The sequence below is a fragment of the uncultured Intestinibacter sp. genome (assembly GCF_902468165.1).
GTDB lineage: Bacteria > Bacillota > Clostridia > Peptostreptococcales > Peptostreptococcaceae > Intestinibacter.
In genome coordinates this window covers 22,579-38,951 of the sequence record NZ_CABQXJ010000019.1, presented here as the reverse complement: position 1 = coordinate 38,951, position 16,373 = coordinate 22,579, and the positions used below count along the sequence as shown (strand labels likewise).

The window sequence follows — 16,373 nt, the reverse complement described above, 5'->3', positions numbered from 1 at the left end:
AAAATATATCTTTCTTCTATAATTATCTTAATCGAATGTATGTTCTATAATTCTGAAAAAGGGGAGTAAATTTATGGAGAATAAGAAATTACAAGAGGAAGAAATAAAAAAAGAAATAGTAAAAAAAATAGAAGCTATACACAATATAAAATATTTAAAATTAATAAAAATATTTGTATCTAGTTATAATAGTTATAAGTATTAAAAAGATAAGCAAATGCTTATCTTTTTTTATTTTAGCTTAAATACTTGAGCTTAAACTAGTTATTATTTTTTTTATAACCTTCCAATCTTCAGAATCCAATTTCAAAATAGTAAGAATTAAATCCTTTTTAAGTTGATCTCCATCTTGTACTAATTCAGAAACATATTTTATTAGTTCTTCATCAGGAGATAGAGATTTAAACATATCTCCTTTACCTTCTCTTAACCATTCTTCGCGGACATTAAAGATAGTACAAATAGTTTTGATATTTTGTTCAGTTACATTGGAACCTTCTCGTTCCAGGAAGCTGACAGAAGTCTGGGCAATTCCCAGCGCATCTGCAAACTGCTTTTGATTATACTGCAAATATTTTCTTAATTCTTTTATTCTTTTATTCATTTTTCAACCTCCAAAGTTTATTATATACAAATTATAGCAATGAATACTAAAAAAAACAAGAAAAATAACAAAAATACGTTGACTTATATTAATATTTACTATAATATATAAGTATATTAACAAGTATTGCTATAAAAGGAGGGCAGAAAATGAATGAAATAGAAAGAAAAAAGGCTTTAGCGAATGAAATTGCATCTATAATAAATAATTTAAATGACACAGATGTGAGAGGCATATGGATGGTTGCACAAGCATTGTACGCAAAACAAGAATTAGAAAAACAAAAAGAGAAAGAAAAAGAAAAACAATGAAAAATGGCGAGGTAAACTCGCCTAATTAAAAAAACTTAAAAGGGGAAATAGAAATGGCAACAGAAACAGAAAAATTTATAATAAGGAATATAGCTCAAGCTGATCTAATTAATTCTATTTTAGAAAGGATTGATTTAGATGAAATAATTCAAAAATTTAGAACAAATGATGAATTTAAAGCTAGAGATTATATGACAGTAAAAGAGTTTTCTAAGTATTTGAATTGTAGTGAAGCATATGTTAGAAGTTTAATTCAGTATGGAAAGAAAAATAATTCTTTTTATGTTGCGAAAGTAGGAAGAGAATATAGAATAGATAGGATTTCCTACGATAAATGGGTTGCAGCTGGAGGAGAATTTTAAGTTAAATTTAAGGGGGAAAAAATTATGAAACACCTAGAAGATTTGACAGTAAAAGAGTTAAGACAAGCAGCAAAAGAACTAAATATAAAAGGAAGAAGCAAAATGAATAAGGCAGAATTAATAGAAGCCTTAAAAACAAGACAACCAAAAAAAATAGAAGCTAATCAAAAGACTAATCAAGAAGCTAATCAAAAAGTAAAAAAAGCGCCAAAGACAGAAGGACAACTTATAAGAATATGGCATGATGTAGTAAGAACATTACCAGTAGGTACACCAGTGACAGTTAAAATGTTTTCAGATGAAAATCGTATAAAAACTTTTACTGGAAGAATTAAAGCAGGTAACAGAAAAAGAGATGATGGATTACCTGATGTTTTCATAAAAGTAGGAGCTAAAAAACCTTTCAATTTACAACTTTACGATAACATTCAAGTGTTTATGACAGAAAAAGATTACCAAAAAGCAAGATATAGACAATAATTTTTATACTTAAAAATAAATTCCGAGTGGTAAAAGGGGGATAGAAAAATGATAGTCTATTTTAAAGATTCGGAAACAATGGTTATAGAAACAGAAGATAACAAAGTAGAAGTAAAAATAAAAGATAAAACTGAAAATAAAAATTTAAAACTAGAGTTTCAAGAATAGGTATAAAAAGTTAAGTCGAATTGATAGCTGCACCAGATGGTGTATATTGACTCGATAATACTATTAACTTTAGAACAAAATATCATTAAAATAAGATTTATTATTTATTATTGGGGGAAGTAAAAATGTCATATGTACAAAAGACAATAATATCTGGGAAGGTAGTAGAGGTTATCAAAAAATATGATAGAAGACACTCCCCAGGTAAACATACTAAATTTAAGAAAAGTGATATTAGAGGACCAAAAGAAAATAAAACTACTGAACAACAAGAAAAAGTGAATTATAGACAAAAAGAATTAAAACTTACTAGACTATTAAATTGTAACTTTCAAGGTGGAGATTATCATATAGTTTTTTCTTATAAAGAAGATCTTAGACCAAATAGCATAGAAGAGTTAAAAGACGATAAAAAGAAGTTGCTAAGAAAAGTAAGAACTGAATATAAAAAACAAGGAAAAGAACTTAAATATATAGCAGTAGCAGAAGTAGGAAAAAGAAAAGCATTACATTTTCATTTTGTAGTTAATGCTATAGATACTTCTATATTCCAAAAGTGCTGGAATAAAGGATTTATCAAGATTAGCTTACTGGATAAAAGTGGACAATATAAAGATTTAGCAGCTTATTTATTAAAATATACTAAAACAAATAAAGAAGAAGCTAAACAACTTAATGGTGCTGCATGGAACAGTAGTAAAAATTTAGACAAGCCAGTTGTAAAAGTAAAAGTAATAACAAGAAATGAGTTTTTTAAAGAAGAAGTAACAAAATCAAAAGAATATGCAAATTATTATTTAGAAAAAGACAGTGTTTATTCAGGATTTAATGAATTTACGGGATACAAATTTTTTAGATACACACTAATTAGATTAAATTGATAGGGGGAATTTGATTTGAGTAAATATAGCAATACATACTACTTAAAAGAAAAAACAGAAGATACGGAACAAATGCAAATTATAAATTACTGTAATAGTATGAGTGCATATGTACCAGAATATGAAATGATTTATCATATACCGAATGAAGGTAAAAGAAAAAATGGGGCTAAGCTAAAAAGAATTGGTTTAAGAAAGGGTATTCCAGATTTATGTTTACCAGTTCCTAAAATTGGATTTCATGGTTTATACATAGAGTTAAAAAAAGATGCATCTAAAAAGGCAAGTAAAGAGCAAAAAGAATGGTTATTTAAATTAGAACAGCAAGGGTATGCAGTTTCAATTTGTTTTGGAGCTAATGAAGCTATTAATCTTATAACAGCATATATGAACTCTGATTATGAAACATTTATAGATAATTGCAGAAATGGAAAGGGGGAAAAACGAAATGAATAACAACGAAATAAATAACTTAGTAGCAAGTATAGATGTAAAAGGTACACAAGAATTTATGGGAAAAGAAATACCAGTAGTTGAAGGTGGATTTGGTGAAGGTAAAAGATGCTTAACAGATAAAGACGTTGCAAGAATACACAACATGGAAGTAAAACACGTAAGAGAATTAATTAAAAATAATATAAAAAGATTTAAAAGAAATATTGATTATATAGATTTATTAAGTAACCCAAAATTTAAAGTCGTTGTGAACGACTTAGCACTAAAAGGAAGTAATCGAACTAAAAATATTTTCTTATTAAGTGAGAGAGGCTACGCAAAACTAATAAAAATAATGGATACGGATTTAGCTTGGGAAATACACGACAAGTTGATAGATGAATACTTTGCAATGAGAAAAGTAATAAACTCAAGCGACCAACTAAAATCAAATTTGCTATTAGAAATTTATAACGGTGGACAAAATGGAGTATTAGCTAGTAAGAAATTAACTGAATTAGAAACAAGACCATTACAAGACACAATTGAAAAACAATCTAATACTATAAATGAATTGTTACCTGCTGCAAATTATACTAAAAAAGTTTTAGAGGATAACGATACATTGCTTACTATAACACAAATAGCAAAAGACTTTGGAATGAGTGGACAGGCTTTAAATGATTTATTACATGATTTAGGAGTTCAATACAAACAAAATGGCCAATGGCTTTTATATTCTAAATAACAAGGCAAGGGATATGCAAGAACTGTTCAATCAGAAATTAAAAATGCAAAACCACAAACAAAATGGACTCAAAAAGGTAAAAAATTTATAAATGATACTTTGAGAAAAAAAGGAATAAAAACTATTTGGGAACAAGAACAGGAAGTACTACAAGTTCAACAAACATTTGATTTAAATTAAATATAACTATGGAGGATTAATATTATGGATTACAAGATATATACACTTGCTGAAGATATAAAAATAGAAAAAACAAGTTCATTAATAGCGACAGTTGGAGATATAAGAGCAGAAAAAGAAGCTGATACACATTGGGTTAATATATTTATAAATGACAACTCAGATATAGGTTATTCATTTATAGATCAAGTTGAACTATTTGCAAAAGACGATATAAAAACTCAAGAAGAACTATTAGTTTTTACTATGAACTGGTATTTTGAAAATGTTCAAGTTGTAACAGAAAAACAAAATAAAATAAATATACAAAAAGCAATAGAGTATAGAGAAAATCTAGAATATGAAAAAGCAATAGAAGATTTATCAAAATATACAGAAGAGCAATTATTTGAAGAATTAGAGAAAAGAGGGTTATGTAAGACAAGAATTTTAGAAGACAAAGAAGCTAATGATTACTTAGTTTTAGAAGAAATTAAAGAATTATTTGATGCAAATTCACAGTCAAAAATAAAAAGTATAAAAAATAGAGAAAAAGAAAATGAAGTAGTTTTAGAAAAAATAAAAAACCTTATAAGCTTTTTTTATAAAAATCAAAGTGAAATAATTAATTAAGTACATAGTTTTAATCTTAATAAACCTTCTAATCTTGTAAATATCTAGATTAGAAGGTAGTAAAGGAGGATGAAAAATGGATACATTAGAAGCATTAATACATTTAAAAAGTATTTGTGACAAAGAAGAAGATTGTAGTAAGTGTGAAATAAAAAGACTACTACATGAATGTGTTTATCAGACTATTCCAGGAGAATGGAAACTAGTAGATAAAAAGGAGAGATAATAATGAAAATAATACTAAATCTGATAGGAATTTCAGTGATATTTAGTATAGGATTTATAGTTGGAGCATGGTGGAATTATGTACATACTATAAATAAACAAATAGAAAGAATAGACGAATACTTAAAAAAAGAAAATGAACGATTTGAATTAATAAAAGGTGGAAAGGGCGATAAAAATAACTGAAGAAAGAATTAAAAATGAATATAGATTTTAAGGGGGAATAGAAATGATTAAACATTATTGTGATAAATGCAAAAAAGAAATAGAAGAGAAAGATAAATACAAAATAACAATAAAAACATATAAAGGAGCACTAATAGATGATGATATAGAATTATGTGGAGATTGTGCCAACACTATAGATAAATTTACTTTTCCTATTCTAGATACAAGAAACTATGAATTTCAAGAAGAATTGGATAAATTAAGAGAAGAAACAGAAGAGTTAATAGAAGCTGCAAATAAATACAATCAAAATGAAGTTATATGTATAGATGAAGTAATAGAAGAAAGTTATGATGTTATACAAGTTGTTGTAAATATTTTATATAGATTAGGTTTATTAGAATTTATGTCAGAAGGTTTAGAAAAACATATAAAAAAACTTAAAGCAAGAGGATGGAATTTTAAGGGGGAATAAATATGGATTATAAAACTGACCCTTGCTATGAAAACTATTTAGCACTTGCGTATACTATTTTAAATGGGGAAAAAGATATTCCGAATTTTACAAGTTTACAAGATAAAGCAGAAGCTAAAAAAAGAATAAATGAAATAAAAGAAATAAGGGCATCAGGGGGAAAAACAGAGTTAGAAAAATTATTCCCTAAAGGTGAGATAAGAGAGCCTAAAAAGAATAAAGTATATGTTTTAGACTTAGATCTTAATAAAAAATATTCTTTTAAAAGCAAAAAAGAAGCTTTAAAAAAGTTAAGAATAGGGCAAAAAGAAATAACAAATATAAAAGAGCCCAAATTAACCAAAGATTATAAATATATTATATATGAAAAAAAAATAAAGCTAAAACAGATTAGACCAGGAGATTTTATCGCTATATTAGAAACAGGATATCCAAAAGGATTATACTGGATAGAAAATAATGGAGGTAAAGAATATATAAGCATAGATAGTAGAAAGGAAACGACAATAAAAAAACATGACTGTAAAGAAGCTGCGGTATTATATTTACTAGATTTAATTAAAGGGGGGAAAGACATTGAGACTATGGACTGAGGAAGAAGTAACATACCTAAGAGATCATTGGGGAGTTACAAGCATAAAAACAATATCAAGGGTTTTAAATAGAAGTGAAAGAGCAATCTCAATGAAAAAGTACGAGTTAAACTTAGGAGCATTTTTAGAGAATGGAGATTATATAACTTTTAATCAATTATTAAAGACAGTAGGGTACAATGTAGACATGAATACTAGAAATTCATGGCTTAGAAGAGGATTACCTTTAAGAAATAAAAAAGTTAATAATAATAGTTTTAAGGTTATAAAGATAGACAAGTTTTGGGAATGGGCAGAAGAAAATCAAACATTCTTAGACTTTTCAAAATTCACAAGATATTCATTAGGAAAAGAACCACAGTGGGTAGAAGCTAAAAGACAAAGGGACATAATCAATAATACATATAGGAAAAAAACATGGACCCAAGATGAAGATGAAAAGTTAATTTTTTTATTAAAACAATATAAGTACAATTGCACAGAAATAGCAGAAAGGATGCAACGAAGTGAATTTTCAATAAGAAGCAGATTAAAACAATTAAAAATAAAATATAGACCTATTACTCATGAGGAAATATCAAGATGGACAGAAGGAGATATAAAACTACTAAATAAGTTAGTAAAGGAAGGTTATGACTATAAAACAATACAACAAAAACTTCCTAATAAAACTGCTGGAGCTATACGAAATAAGCTTTATCGTATATATGGGACAGGAGATTTAGATAAAATAAAGGGTAAAAAAGAGAAAACACAAGAATTTAAAAGTAGCAATAAAAAATGGACAGAAGAGGAGAAGCAAATTGTAAAAAGTATGACATTAGAAGGTTTGAGTATAAGAGAAATAAAAAAATACTTACCAAACAGAAGTAAAGAAGCAATAAGGAAACAAATATATAGAATGAATACAGAAGGGGGAAAAAATAATGAATAGTGTAGTATTAGTCGGAAGATTAACAAAGGACCCAGAGCTAAGATATATGCCTGGAACTGGAACTGCAGTTGCGACATTTACAATTGCAATAGATAGAGATTATAAGAAAAAAGACGGTACAAAAGAAACAGATTTTATACCTATAGAAGTAATAGGAAAAGCAGCTGAGTTTTGTGCTAATTACATAACAAAAGGAAGATTAGTTGCAATTCAAGGAAGAATTAAAGTAGATAGATATCAAACTCAAGCAGGGGAAAATAGAAGTTTTACAAAAGTTAGCTCAGGAAGTGTACAAGCTTTAGACTATAAAAATACTAACCAACAAGAAGATATAAATCCAAGTTTTGAACCAACACCAGGATTAGATCCAAATGGATTTCAAGCTATAGATGATGATGACATACCCTTTTGATGCTTCTATATTTGAAAATAAGCTTAGAGGATTTAGAGATAGTAAAGGAAATATAACAAATATAGTAGGAAAGGTAGAAGATTTTGATAGTAAAGAATCATTCTTTAAATTCTTAGTAGAAAATAATATAACTATTAAGAAAGAACAAATAAGAGAAGCTTATATAAGATATTACAGTATATTACCGAAGAAAGCTAAAACAGCAGAGTATATATCCGAAAATGAAGGATATACATTTTGCAAACAAGGTAGGGGAGCAAGTAAAGTTTATACTGTAGAAGTTTAGAAAGGAAAGATATACCTTTAATTAAAAAGATATTTATAAATATAGGGGGAAAAGAAATGAATATAAATTTAAACAATAAAGAAATAAAAACTTTAATATCTTGTATGAAAGAAGCAACAAATAAATCTATAGAAATACTAGAAAGTAATAAAAATGCAGATTTAGAATTTGAAAATAATAAGTTAGAGCTTTTTGGGAAAATATTAGATGAATTAGGAATAACAAATAGTGAAAATGAATCTGAGGTAGAACTAGAAAAACTAAGAGAAGAATCAAAAGTATGTGAAAGATGTGGATTAACAAAAAAAGATAAAATAGATATTAGATATTACAGCTATGCAAAACAAACATTATGTGACTGTTGTGTAGATATATTTAATGGCAATTCATGGGGATATAATAAGTTAAAAGAATTATTTGGAGCTGAACAAGCTAAGAAAATGCTAACAGCAGGATTTAACGAAGTACCATTTGGATTTAAAATTTCTACAGCACTTCCACCGTTTTTAGGAGAAGAAAATAATTTAAAAAATATAATACAAATAGCTAATGAGCTAAATAGTAAATTATATGATAAATAATATAAAATTTGAAAATGAAATCAGTTAAGTATGAGCAATTAAGTTTTTTAAAGGAGGAAGATTAATGGAATGTAAAATTAAATGTAAAAACTTTGAAAAAGAAGATGATAAGGGAAATTGTAAAAATTTTATAGGCTATAGCATTATAGGAAGAGCTGATGGGAAAGAGTTTGTATTAAAAGAGAGTTGTAAAAATAGATGTAAATATATTGATAATAAACTTGAAAAATTAGAAGGACTAAAGAGGGGATGATACGATTTGCTATTAAGCAAAGTAAATGAAATTGTAAATAGAGCAAAGAAAATAATGGAAGCTAAGGGGCTAAGTCCTCTAGCTTCTGTAATAGAAGCAATAGAAGAAGTAGAAAAAGAATTGGAGGAAAAATAATGGAAGAAAAAATAAAACAAGCACTCAAAATAATCAAAGAAGAGTGTGCAAGATGTACATCTACACAATGTGAAAGCGAGTGTATAATATACAAATTATTAGGAGATTGTATAGCAGTTAACACAGTGCCAGATATGTGGGAAGTATAAAAGTACATTAATTGGGGGAAAGATTATGGCAGATAAGAAGAGTAAAAAACTAGATAAACAGTTTAAAAAAGCAGAAAGAAAGCTTTACGATTATACAGGACTAAAAGCTGATGTAGAATGTCTTGAATATGAACTAGAGATATCAAAACAAGAATATGAAGGATGTAAAGCTATTACATATTCTTCTGAAACTACAGGAATAACAAATAATATAACTGATACGGTATATGAAGAATTAATAAGAAGAGAAAAAGATATATTAGATAAAACAAAGAAAATAAATAAGAAAAAAATACAAATAAAAAGAGTAGAAGCTGCAATGAGTTTATTAGATGAAACAGAAAAAAAGATTGTAGAAGCTAGATATTTTAGCAATGATAGGAGAAAAAATAATTGGAATCACATAGCTAAAATGACTGGTTACTGCGATAGACAGTGTGTAAACATAAGAGATGGCTTGATAGAAAAAATAAAAAATAGATTATAATATAGAATGAAAAAGTTCGGAAGTATTTCAGAAAAATTTCAGAAAAATTTCAGAAACAATATGTTACTATTATATTGTAAAAAAATATATAAATTCCCTACATTAAATAGTAATATAGGTCTAGAGAAGCTGATGTACTTTAAATAGAGTGCATCAGCTTTTCACATTCAAGGAGTTGGAATGAAATGGGAAAAAAGTATATAGAGATATAAATGAGGTTATAGAAGCTACAATAGAAGTTCCGAAGAAGTATTGGGAACTGGAAGAGTTGATGCGAGATAAACCTAACTTTGATAAATCTCCAGGAGCAAGAAAGATATATCAGAGAAAAGAATATGTTATATATCAGGTAAAGCATGGATATATAGTACATAATACTAAGAAACACTTTGAAGAAGGACATACACATATACATAACTATAACAAAGCTAAAAGTATAATAGATTTAGCTGTAAGAAAGAAGATGCCCAATACACCAAGAAAGTGGGAGATAGAATATCTATTAAGAATAGCTAAAGATGAAAAATATAAAGAAGAATTAAGAAGCTTATTAGAACAATAATTTAAACAAGGATCTTATTAATATAAGGTCCTTTATTATTTAGGAGGAAAGATAAATGGACTAAATAGCCAAGTATATAATAAGAAACATATATGTAGATGTAGGAGTACTATATAGCAATGAAAAGTAAAGATTTAGAAAAATGGATAAATGAACTGATAGAGAAAGATGAACTTTGGAAGTTCTATAAATCAAAAGAATTCAGACATCTTAAAGAAGAAGTATTAAGAGAGCAGCATTATGAATGTCAAGAGTGTAAGAAGCTTGGTAAGATAACTAAAGCTGATACAGTCCATCATATTCAACATGTTAGAAAGTATCCAGAGCTAGCATTATCTAAGTACTATACATATGAAGGCAAGCAATATATAAACTTAATAGCAGTATGTAAATCATGCCATAATAAATTGCATCCAGAAAAAAGTGCAATAAAGAAACCGAAGTTAATTATAGTTACAGGATTACCTGGAGCAGGGAAAACAACGTACGTTAAGAAAAGATTAAGGAACGGTTTAGTCTATGACTTAGATTATATAGTAGATGCTATAACATATAGTAATCCTAGTTTAGAAGCAATAACAGTTGCAAATAGATTACTAATAAAATTTATAGAGGAAGCTATGAAGCTAAAGAATATAAACATATATGTTATTAGGTCAAGCCCAAATGAAAATGAAAGAGAACTATTTGATAGATATCAAGCTAAGTATGTAGAGATAGAAGAGGATATACAAGTATGTAAGAGTAGACGAACTATTAGTGATGAAGAATTTACAAGGATAGTATATAAACATAAGCAATATCTAGCAAGTAAAGAAAAAAACGAAGATAAATATAAAGAACGATGGTAAAATACCCCCCACTCCCCTATATGGGGTAAATTTTCTGGGGGACGTTTCAACGGAGGGGGGAGTAGACAAACGAAAAAAAACTCCCTAAATGAAAATTTAAATAAAAATAAGGAGGTGAGAATATGGTGAGGCCAAGAGAACCAATAAAATTGATTCAAGCAAAAGGTAAAAAACATCTTACAAAAGACGAAATTGAAAAAAGAACAAATGAAGAATTATATGTAAATTTAAAAAACATACAACCACCAACTTATTTAACAGCTGCAGAAAAAAAGATATTTGAACAAATATCAGAAAAACTTTTATCAGTAGGAATAATGACAGAATTAGATGAAGATTGTTTAGCACGATATATAATAGCAAGAAGATTATATATTGAATATACAAAGACATTAACAACAATGATAAAAAAACATAAAAAAGAGGAAGAACAAATTGACATTGATGATATAAATAAAATGCAAAATATGCAAGATAAAGTATTTAAGCAATGCCAAAGTAGCGCTAGAGACTTAGGATTAACGATAAGTAGTAGATGTAAGTTGATAGTACCTAAGTTAGAAGAAGATGATGACGATGAATTATAACAAATATATACAAGAATATTTAGATATTGTAGATAATGATATAATTCCTGTTTGTAAAGAACAAAAGTTATTATCAAAATTCATAAAAAAAATATTTGAGACAGAAAATCTAATTATAGATGATGAAAAAGTAGAAAAATATTTTTCATATCAAAAATATTTCCCCTTTGATTTATTCCCATGGGAAAAATTTTGCTTTGTATTACATAATTGCGTGTTTAAAGAAAATGGATTACCAAGATTTCCAGATTTGTTTATTTTAGTTGGCCGTGGCTCAGGTAAAAATGCATATTTAGGATATGAAGATTTTTGTTTGATTACTCCAACTAATGGAATAAAAAACTATGATATAGATATTTCTGCTAATAGTGAGGACCAAGCTAAAACAACTTTTATGGATATTTATAATATATTAGAAGATCCAAAACATACAAAAAAAATGAAAAAACATTTCTACTGGAATAAAGAAGAAATTATAAATCTTAAGACTAAAAGTAGAATTAAATTTAGAACTAATAATCCAAAAGGAAAAGACGGTTTAAGAAGTGGTAAGGTTGATTTTGATGAAATACATGCATACCAAAACTGGGAGAATATAAATGTATTTACAACAGGTTTAGGGAAAAAAGACCACCCACGAAGAACATATATAACAACTAATGGAGATGTAAGAGATGGACCATTAGATAATCTCTTAGAAAAAGCAATGTTAATCCTAAATGGAGAAATTGAAGATAATGGATTTTTACCTTTTATTTGTCGCTTAGATGATGAAGAAGAGGTACACGATTATAATAATTGGGCAAAAGCTAACCCAAGTTTACCTTATAGACCATCCCTAATGGAACAAATGAAAAAAGAATATGAGGACTATAAGATAAACCCTTATGTAAATAGTGCATTTATGACTAAAAGAATGAATATTCCAAAGGGAAGTAAAGATATAGAAGTTACTTCTTGGGAAAATATATTAGCAACAAATAAAGAAATACCAGATTTAGAAGGTGCAAGTTGTACTATAGGATTTGACTATACTAAAGTCAATGACTTTTTAACAGTAGGATTATTGTTCCTTAAAGGTGGAGTTTATTATTGGATTAGCCATAGTTGGTTTTGTATTAATTCAAGAGATAAAGATAGAATAAAAGCACCTTTAGAAGAATGGCAAGAGAAAGGATTATTGACTATAGTCAATGATATTGAAATTAATCCAGATATTCCTTGTGAATGGGTACAAGAACAGTTGATAAAATATAATTGTATAAAAACTGGAATAGATAATTTTAGATTAGCATTACTATCTAAATCATTAAAAAAAATTGGAATAGATACATCTGATAAAGAACAGGTAAAAATAATTAGACCAAGTGATATTATGAAGATTGTACCAGTGATAGATAGTTTATTTAATAACCATCAAATTATATGGGGAGATAATCCTCTAATGAGGTGGTTTACAAATAATACAAAGTTAACTAGTAAAACTTTAGGAAACTATGTATATGACAAGATAGAACCTAAAAGTAGAAAAACAGATGGATTTATGGCTTTTGTACATGCAATGATTGCTGCACAAGATACATTAGAAGATGAGGATAATTCAGAATTATTCTTTATGCCACCATTAGTATTTTAAAAGGAGGTGAGAAAATTGTGAGTATAAAAACATGGTTTATGGACTTCTTGGGGAATGCTAAAAATAATAAAGGTGAAATAATAGAAAGTGTAATAGAAGAAAAAATACAGGAAGTATATTATAAAGAATTAGCAATACAAACTGCAATAACCTTAATAGCAAATGCAATAGCAAAATGTGAAATTAAAGTATATGAAAATAATCAAGAAGTTAAAAATAAAGATTATTACGCTTTTAATATATCACCAAATGCTAATGAAAATAGTAGCCAACTATGGCATAAAGCTATAGAAAAAATGATATATGATGTCAATGGAAGTATAATTGTTGAAATAGACAATAAATTATATTGCGCTGATAGCTATGTTCCAGAAGAATATCCAATTTTGGGGAATTTATACAAAGGTGTTGTAATAGGAAATTTGCAATTGAAAAAAACTTTTAAAAGTAATGAAGTATTAAGATTGCAACTTAATAATACTCATATAAAAAAATTAATTGATGGATTATATGAACAATACGGAGAACTACTTTCTTATGCAGCTAAAAGTTATAAAAAATCAAATGGAAGTAAATTTAAGTTAATTTTAGAAAATTTAAAAGCTGGAGATCCTAGTTTTCAAAAACTTTATGAAGAAGTAATCTCAAAACAATTAAAGACTTTTATGGAAAATGAGAATGCTGTATATCTTCAATTTAAAGGATACGACCTCCAAGATGTATCACCTAAAACAAATAAAGATAGTTCAGACTTTAGAAATCTTAGAAAAGAAATGTTTGAAATAGTAGCTCAAGCCTTTCAGATACCTGTATCACTTATGTTGGGTAATATTACAAATATGAATGAAATAGTAAAAGTATTTCTTACATTTTGTATAGATCCAATAGCAGATATGATATCGGAAGAACTAACACGAAAAACTTCAGGAGATTATTATGGCTGGGCAAAAGGTAATTATGTAAAAGTAGATACATCAACTATTAATCACATAGATATATTAGATGTTGCTGAAAAGGCAGACAAGCTTATTGCATCTGGAACATGTTGCATAGACGAAGTTAGAGGAATTATAGGATTTGATAAGCTTAATACTGAATTTAGTCAACAACATTTTATTACTAAAAACTATGACACAGTAGAAAACAGATTAATAGGTGATGTTAAAAATAATAATGGAGGGGGTGAAGAAAGATGAAACATCCAAAACTTAAATATAGATTTAATCAATTAGCAGGAACAAACAAACATCAATTATACATATATGATGAAGTAACAGAATATGGCACTTTTAACTGGAATACTTGGGAGTATGAAGAAAGTGAAACATCTGCAAATTATTTCAGAGAACAATTAGATAAAATACCTGATACAGATGAAATAGAATTATTTGTTAACTCTTATGGTGGTAGCGTCAAAGAAGGAATAGCAATTTACAATATGCTAAAAAGAAAAAAATGCAAAAAGTGTTGCTTTGTAGATGGTTTTGCTTATTCAGTTGCAAGTATAATTTGTTTAGCATGTGACAAAATTATAATGGGACTTGGAACATCTATGATGATACATGATATGTGGGTAAGATGTGAAGGAAATGCGAAAGAACTTAGAAAACAAGCTGATGATTTAGATACATTAATGGAATCTAATAGAAAAATATATTTGGAAAGAGCTAAAAATCTAACAGAAGAGCAACTAATAGAAATGATGGAGAAAGAAACAATTTTAACTCCTGAACAATGCTTAGAGTATGGATTTTGTGATGAAATCTCAAATGAAAAACAAGCAGATGAAAAGCAATTACTAGAAGCTGAAAAGAATAACTTGTTACAGATGAAAAATGATTTATTTATGCAAAAATCATTAAGACAAGAGATGCTAGATTTTGTTATGTTAGCAAACCAACATCCACAAACAAGTGAACCACAATCAATGCAAGAACTGGAAGAACATACTAAGTGTTCTTTTTTTAATACTTATAAAGAAAAATTAAATAGAAAAGGAGGCCAACAATAATGGCAATATTAAACAAAGATATAAAATTCAAAGAAGAAATAACTAAATTCTTAGAAGCTGAAGATAAAGATCAAGCAGTAACGATACTTAATGATGCATTAGAAGCAAAAATGCAAAAAATAAAAGAAGATGCTTTAGAATATCAACAAACTCAAGATAAATCCATATTAGCGGATAGAGGTTATAGACAACTTACTACTGCTGAAGAAAAATGGTATAAAGGGTTTATAGAAGCATCTAGAAGTCCAAGACCAGAACAATCATTTGCAAACTTTATAAAATCTCCTGAAGGAATAATGCCAGAAACTGTTATAACAGATGTATACAAAGACTTATTAGAAGAACATCCATTATTAACAAAAATAAATTTTGTAAATGCTAAATATATGACAAAATGGATATTAAATGATCACACTATAGATACAGCTGTATGGGGCAAATTAAATACTGCAATAACTAAAGAATTAACTTCTGCATTTAAAGAAGTAGATATAACTCAAAATAAATTATCGGCATTTGCATCTGTGCCTAATGATATGTTAGATTTAGGGCCAACATTTATAGATGCATATGTTAGAACTATAATGAAAGATGCTATAGCATGTGGACTTGAAAAGGCCATTGTTTCAGGAAATGGGTTAGACTGTCCTGTAGGTTTAGATAGAGATATACATAAAGGAGTATCATACTCTACTAGTACTGGATATCCTCAAAAATCTGCTATAAAAATAACAGATTTTTCACCTAAAACTTATGGTAATTTAATTTCAAAAATGGCTAAAACAGAAGAATATACAGATGATAATAGTAAAAAACATGGTGGAAGAACTAGAAAATTCGGTTCTGTTTTAATGATAGTAAACCAAGTGGATTACTTAACTAAAATAATGCCTGCTACAACTCTATTAAATACAAATGGAGCATATGTAAAAGATGTATTCCCATTCCCTACAGAAGTAGTAATATCAAATGAAGTAGAAACAGGTAAAGCTATAGTATGCTTACCTAATGAGTATTTTATGGCTATGGGTGGAGCAAAAGAAGGAGTTATAGAATACTCTAAAGATTTCCAATTCTTAGATGATGCAACTACTTACAAAATAAAAACTTACGGTAACGGAAAATGTACAGATAATACTTGCTCTTTATTACTTGATATATCTGGATTAGAAGAAGCAGTAATATACACAAAAGTAAAAGGCACTGTAGCAACTAAGGAACAAGCATAATAATAAAAGAAAGACTAG

General features: G+C 27.7%; 28 protein-coding genes. 27 read left to right on the top strand and 1 reads right to left on the bottom strand.

The genetic code is table 11. The features are described from left to right. The first annotated feature begins 73 nt into the window (after nt 1-73). Entirely contained in the window at nt 74-205 is a 132-nt protein-coding gene (locus tag RDX53_RS05440; protein WP_307993822.1) for a hypothetical protein, read from the top strand. Between the two features lie 36 nt (nt 206-241). On the opposite strand, the gene RDX53_RS05435 is transcribed toward RDX53_RS05440, so the two are convergent. Beyond that, entirely contained in the window at nt 242-604 is a 363-nt protein-coding gene (locus RDX53_RS05435) for a helix-turn-helix transcriptional regulator (protein ID WP_307993821.1), read from the bottom strand. A 149-nt stretch (nt 605-753) separates the two neighbouring features. Here RDX53_RS05435 and RDX53_RS05430 point away from each other — a divergent pair, with 149 nt between their 5' ends. The 26 genes from RDX53_RS05430 to RDX53_RS05305 all read left to right on the top strand — a co-directional run bounded on the left by RDX53_RS05430 (nt 754) and on the right by RDX53_RS05305 (nt 16,355). Then, entirely contained in the window at nt 754-915 is a 162-nt protein-coding gene (locus tag RDX53_RS05430) for a hypothetical protein (protein ID WP_295763813.1), read from the top strand. 53 nt (nt 916-968) lie between these two features. After that, the gene (locus tag RDX53_RS05425) at nt 969-1,277 is read left to right on the top strand and encodes an excisionase family DNA-binding protein (RefSeq protein ID WP_295763816.1); all 309 of its coding nucleotides are present in this window, start codon (nt 969-971) and stop codon (nt 1,275-1,277) included. Between the two features lie 24 nt (nt 1,278-1,301). Further along, nucleotides 1,302-1,757: a Rho termination factor N-terminal domain-containing protein gene (locus tag RDX53_RS05420; RefSeq protein ID WP_307993820.1), complete on the top strand. Its 456-nt coding sequence runs from the start codon at nt 1,302-1,304 to the stop codon at nt 1,755-1,757. Between the two features lie 293 nt (nt 1,758-2,050). Beyond that, the gene (locus RDX53_RS05415; protein WP_307993819.1) at nt 2,051-2,806 is read left to right on the top strand and encodes a hypothetical protein; all 756 of its coding nucleotides are present in this window, start codon (nt 2,051-2,053) and stop codon (nt 2,804-2,806) included. Nucleotides 2,807-2,821: 15 nt separating this feature from the next. Then, nucleotides 2,822-3,262, top strand: a complete 441-nt coding sequence (locus RDX53_RS05410; RefSeq protein WP_307993818.1) for a VRR-NUC domain-containing protein — start codon at nt 2,822-2,824, stop codon at nt 3,260-3,262. Beyond that, nucleotides 3,255-3,989: an ORF6N domain-containing protein gene (locus RDX53_RS05405; protein ID WP_307993817.1), complete on the top strand. Its 735-nt coding sequence runs from the start codon at nt 3,255-3,257 to the stop codon at nt 3,987-3,989. The genes RDX53_RS05410 and RDX53_RS05405 overlap by 8 nt, the downstream gene beginning before the upstream one ends. Nucleotides 3,990-4,193: 204 nt before the next feature. After that, nucleotides 4,194-4,781, top strand: a complete 588-nt coding sequence (locus RDX53_RS05400; RefSeq protein WP_307993816.1) for a hypothetical protein — start codon at nt 4,194-4,196, stop codon at nt 4,779-4,781. Between the two features lie 76 nt (nt 4,782-4,857). After that, a complete protein-coding gene (locus RDX53_RS05395) occupies nt 4,858-5,007 on the top strand; it encodes a hypothetical protein (RefSeq protein ID WP_307993815.1) in 150 nt (49 codons plus the stop codon). A 2-nt stretch (nt 5,008-5,009) separates the two neighbouring features. Beyond that, entirely contained in the window at nt 5,010-5,192 is a 183-nt protein-coding gene (locus RDX53_RS05390) for a hypothetical protein (protein ID WP_307993814.1), read from the top strand. Between the two features lie 43 nt (nt 5,193-5,235). Further along, on the top strand, nt 5,236-5,649 hold the full coding sequence (locus tag RDX53_RS05385) for a hypothetical protein (protein ID WP_307993813.1): 414 nt from the start codon (nt 5,236-5,238) through the stop codon (nt 5,647-5,649). A 2-nt stretch (nt 5,650-5,651) separates the two neighbouring features. Continuing rightward, nucleotides 5,652-6,242, top strand: a complete 591-nt coding sequence (locus RDX53_RS05380) for an NUMOD1 domain-containing DNA-binding protein (RefSeq protein WP_307993812.1) — start codon at nt 5,652-5,654, stop codon at nt 6,240-6,242. Further along, nucleotides 6,226-7,176: an SANT/Myb-like DNA-binding domain-containing protein gene (locus RDX53_RS05375; protein WP_307993811.1), complete on the top strand. Its 951-nt coding sequence runs from the start codon at nt 6,226-6,228 to the stop codon at nt 7,174-7,176. The genes RDX53_RS05380 and RDX53_RS05375 overlap by 17 nt, the downstream gene beginning before the upstream one ends. Next, nucleotides 7,169-7,588 (top strand): single-stranded DNA-binding protein, encoded by a 420-nt coding sequence (gene ssb / locus RDX53_RS05370; protein ID WP_307993810.1) that lies wholly within the window; start codon nt 7,169-7,171, stop codon nt 7,586-7,588. The genes RDX53_RS05375 and ssb overlap by 8 nt, the downstream gene beginning before the upstream one ends. After that, nucleotides 7,566-7,874, top strand: a complete 309-nt coding sequence (locus RDX53_RS05365) for a hypothetical protein (protein ID WP_307993809.1) — start codon at nt 7,566-7,568, stop codon at nt 7,872-7,874. Before ssb ends, RDX53_RS05365 begins: the two co-directional genes overlap by 23 nt. 56 nt (nt 7,875-7,930) lie before the next feature. Then, nucleotides 7,931-8,455, top strand: a complete 525-nt coding sequence (locus RDX53_RS05360; protein WP_307993808.1) for a hypothetical protein — start codon at nt 7,931-7,933, stop codon at nt 8,453-8,455. A gap of 64 nt (nt 8,456-8,519) precedes the next feature. Continuing rightward, nucleotides 8,520-8,708, top strand: coding sequence for a hypothetical protein (locus RDX53_RS05355; protein ID WP_307993807.1), 189 nt, complete (start codon nt 8,520-8,522; stop codon nt 8,706-8,708). A 6-nt stretch (nt 8,709-8,714) separates the two neighbouring features. Further along, nucleotides 8,715-8,843, top strand: coding sequence for a hypothetical protein (locus tag RDX53_RS05350; protein WP_307993806.1), 129 nt, complete (start codon nt 8,715-8,717; stop codon nt 8,841-8,843). Continuing rightward, complete coding sequence (locus RDX53_RS05345; RefSeq protein ID WP_307993805.1) at nt 8,843-8,992, top strand: hypothetical protein; 150 nt, start codon at nt 8,843-8,845, stop codon at nt 8,990-8,992. Before RDX53_RS05350 ends, RDX53_RS05345 begins: the two co-directional genes overlap by 1 nt. 25 nt (nt 8,993-9,017) lie before the next feature. Further along, a complete protein-coding gene (locus RDX53_RS05340; protein WP_307993804.1) occupies nt 9,018-9,479 on the top strand; it encodes a hypothetical protein in 462 nt (153 codons plus the stop codon). A 271-nt stretch (nt 9,480-9,750) separates the two neighbouring features. After that, a complete protein-coding gene (locus tag RDX53_RS05335) occupies nt 9,751-10,041 on the top strand; it encodes a hypothetical protein (protein WP_307993803.1) in 291 nt (96 codons plus the stop codon). 119 nt (nt 10,042-10,160) lie between these two features. Next, nucleotides 10,161-10,892, top strand: a complete 732-nt coding sequence (locus tag RDX53_RS05330; RefSeq protein WP_307993802.1) for an HNH endonuclease — start codon at nt 10,161-10,163, stop codon at nt 10,890-10,892. A 122-nt stretch (nt 10,893-11,014) separates the two neighbouring features. After that, nucleotides 11,015-11,479 (top strand): phage terminase small subunit P27 family, encoded by a 465-nt coding sequence (locus RDX53_RS05325; RefSeq protein WP_307993801.1) that lies wholly within the window; start codon nt 11,015-11,017, stop codon nt 11,477-11,479. Continuing rightward, on the top strand, nt 11,469-13,115 hold the full coding sequence (locus RDX53_RS05320) for a terminase TerL endonuclease subunit (protein WP_307993800.1): 1,647 nt from the start codon (nt 11,469-11,471) through the stop codon (nt 13,113-13,115). The genes RDX53_RS05325 and RDX53_RS05320 overlap by 11 nt, the downstream gene beginning before the upstream one ends. A 17-nt stretch (nt 13,116-13,132) precedes the next feature. Then, complete coding sequence (locus tag RDX53_RS05315; RefSeq protein ID WP_307993799.1) at nt 13,133-14,311, top strand: phage portal protein; 1,179 nt, start codon at nt 13,133-13,135, stop codon at nt 14,309-14,311. After that, nucleotides 14,308-15,126 (top strand): head maturation protease, ClpP-related, encoded by an 819-nt coding sequence (locus tag RDX53_RS05310; protein ID WP_307993798.1) that lies wholly within the window; start codon nt 14,308-14,310, stop codon nt 15,124-15,126. Before RDX53_RS05315 ends, RDX53_RS05310 begins: the two co-directional genes overlap by 4 nt. Next, nucleotides 15,126-16,355, top strand: coding sequence for a phage major capsid protein (locus RDX53_RS05305; protein ID WP_307993797.1), 1,230 nt, complete (start codon nt 15,126-15,128; stop codon nt 16,353-16,355). The genes RDX53_RS05310 and RDX53_RS05305 overlap by 1 nt, the downstream gene beginning before the upstream one ends. Nucleotides 16,356-16,373 lie beyond the last annotated feature (18 nt).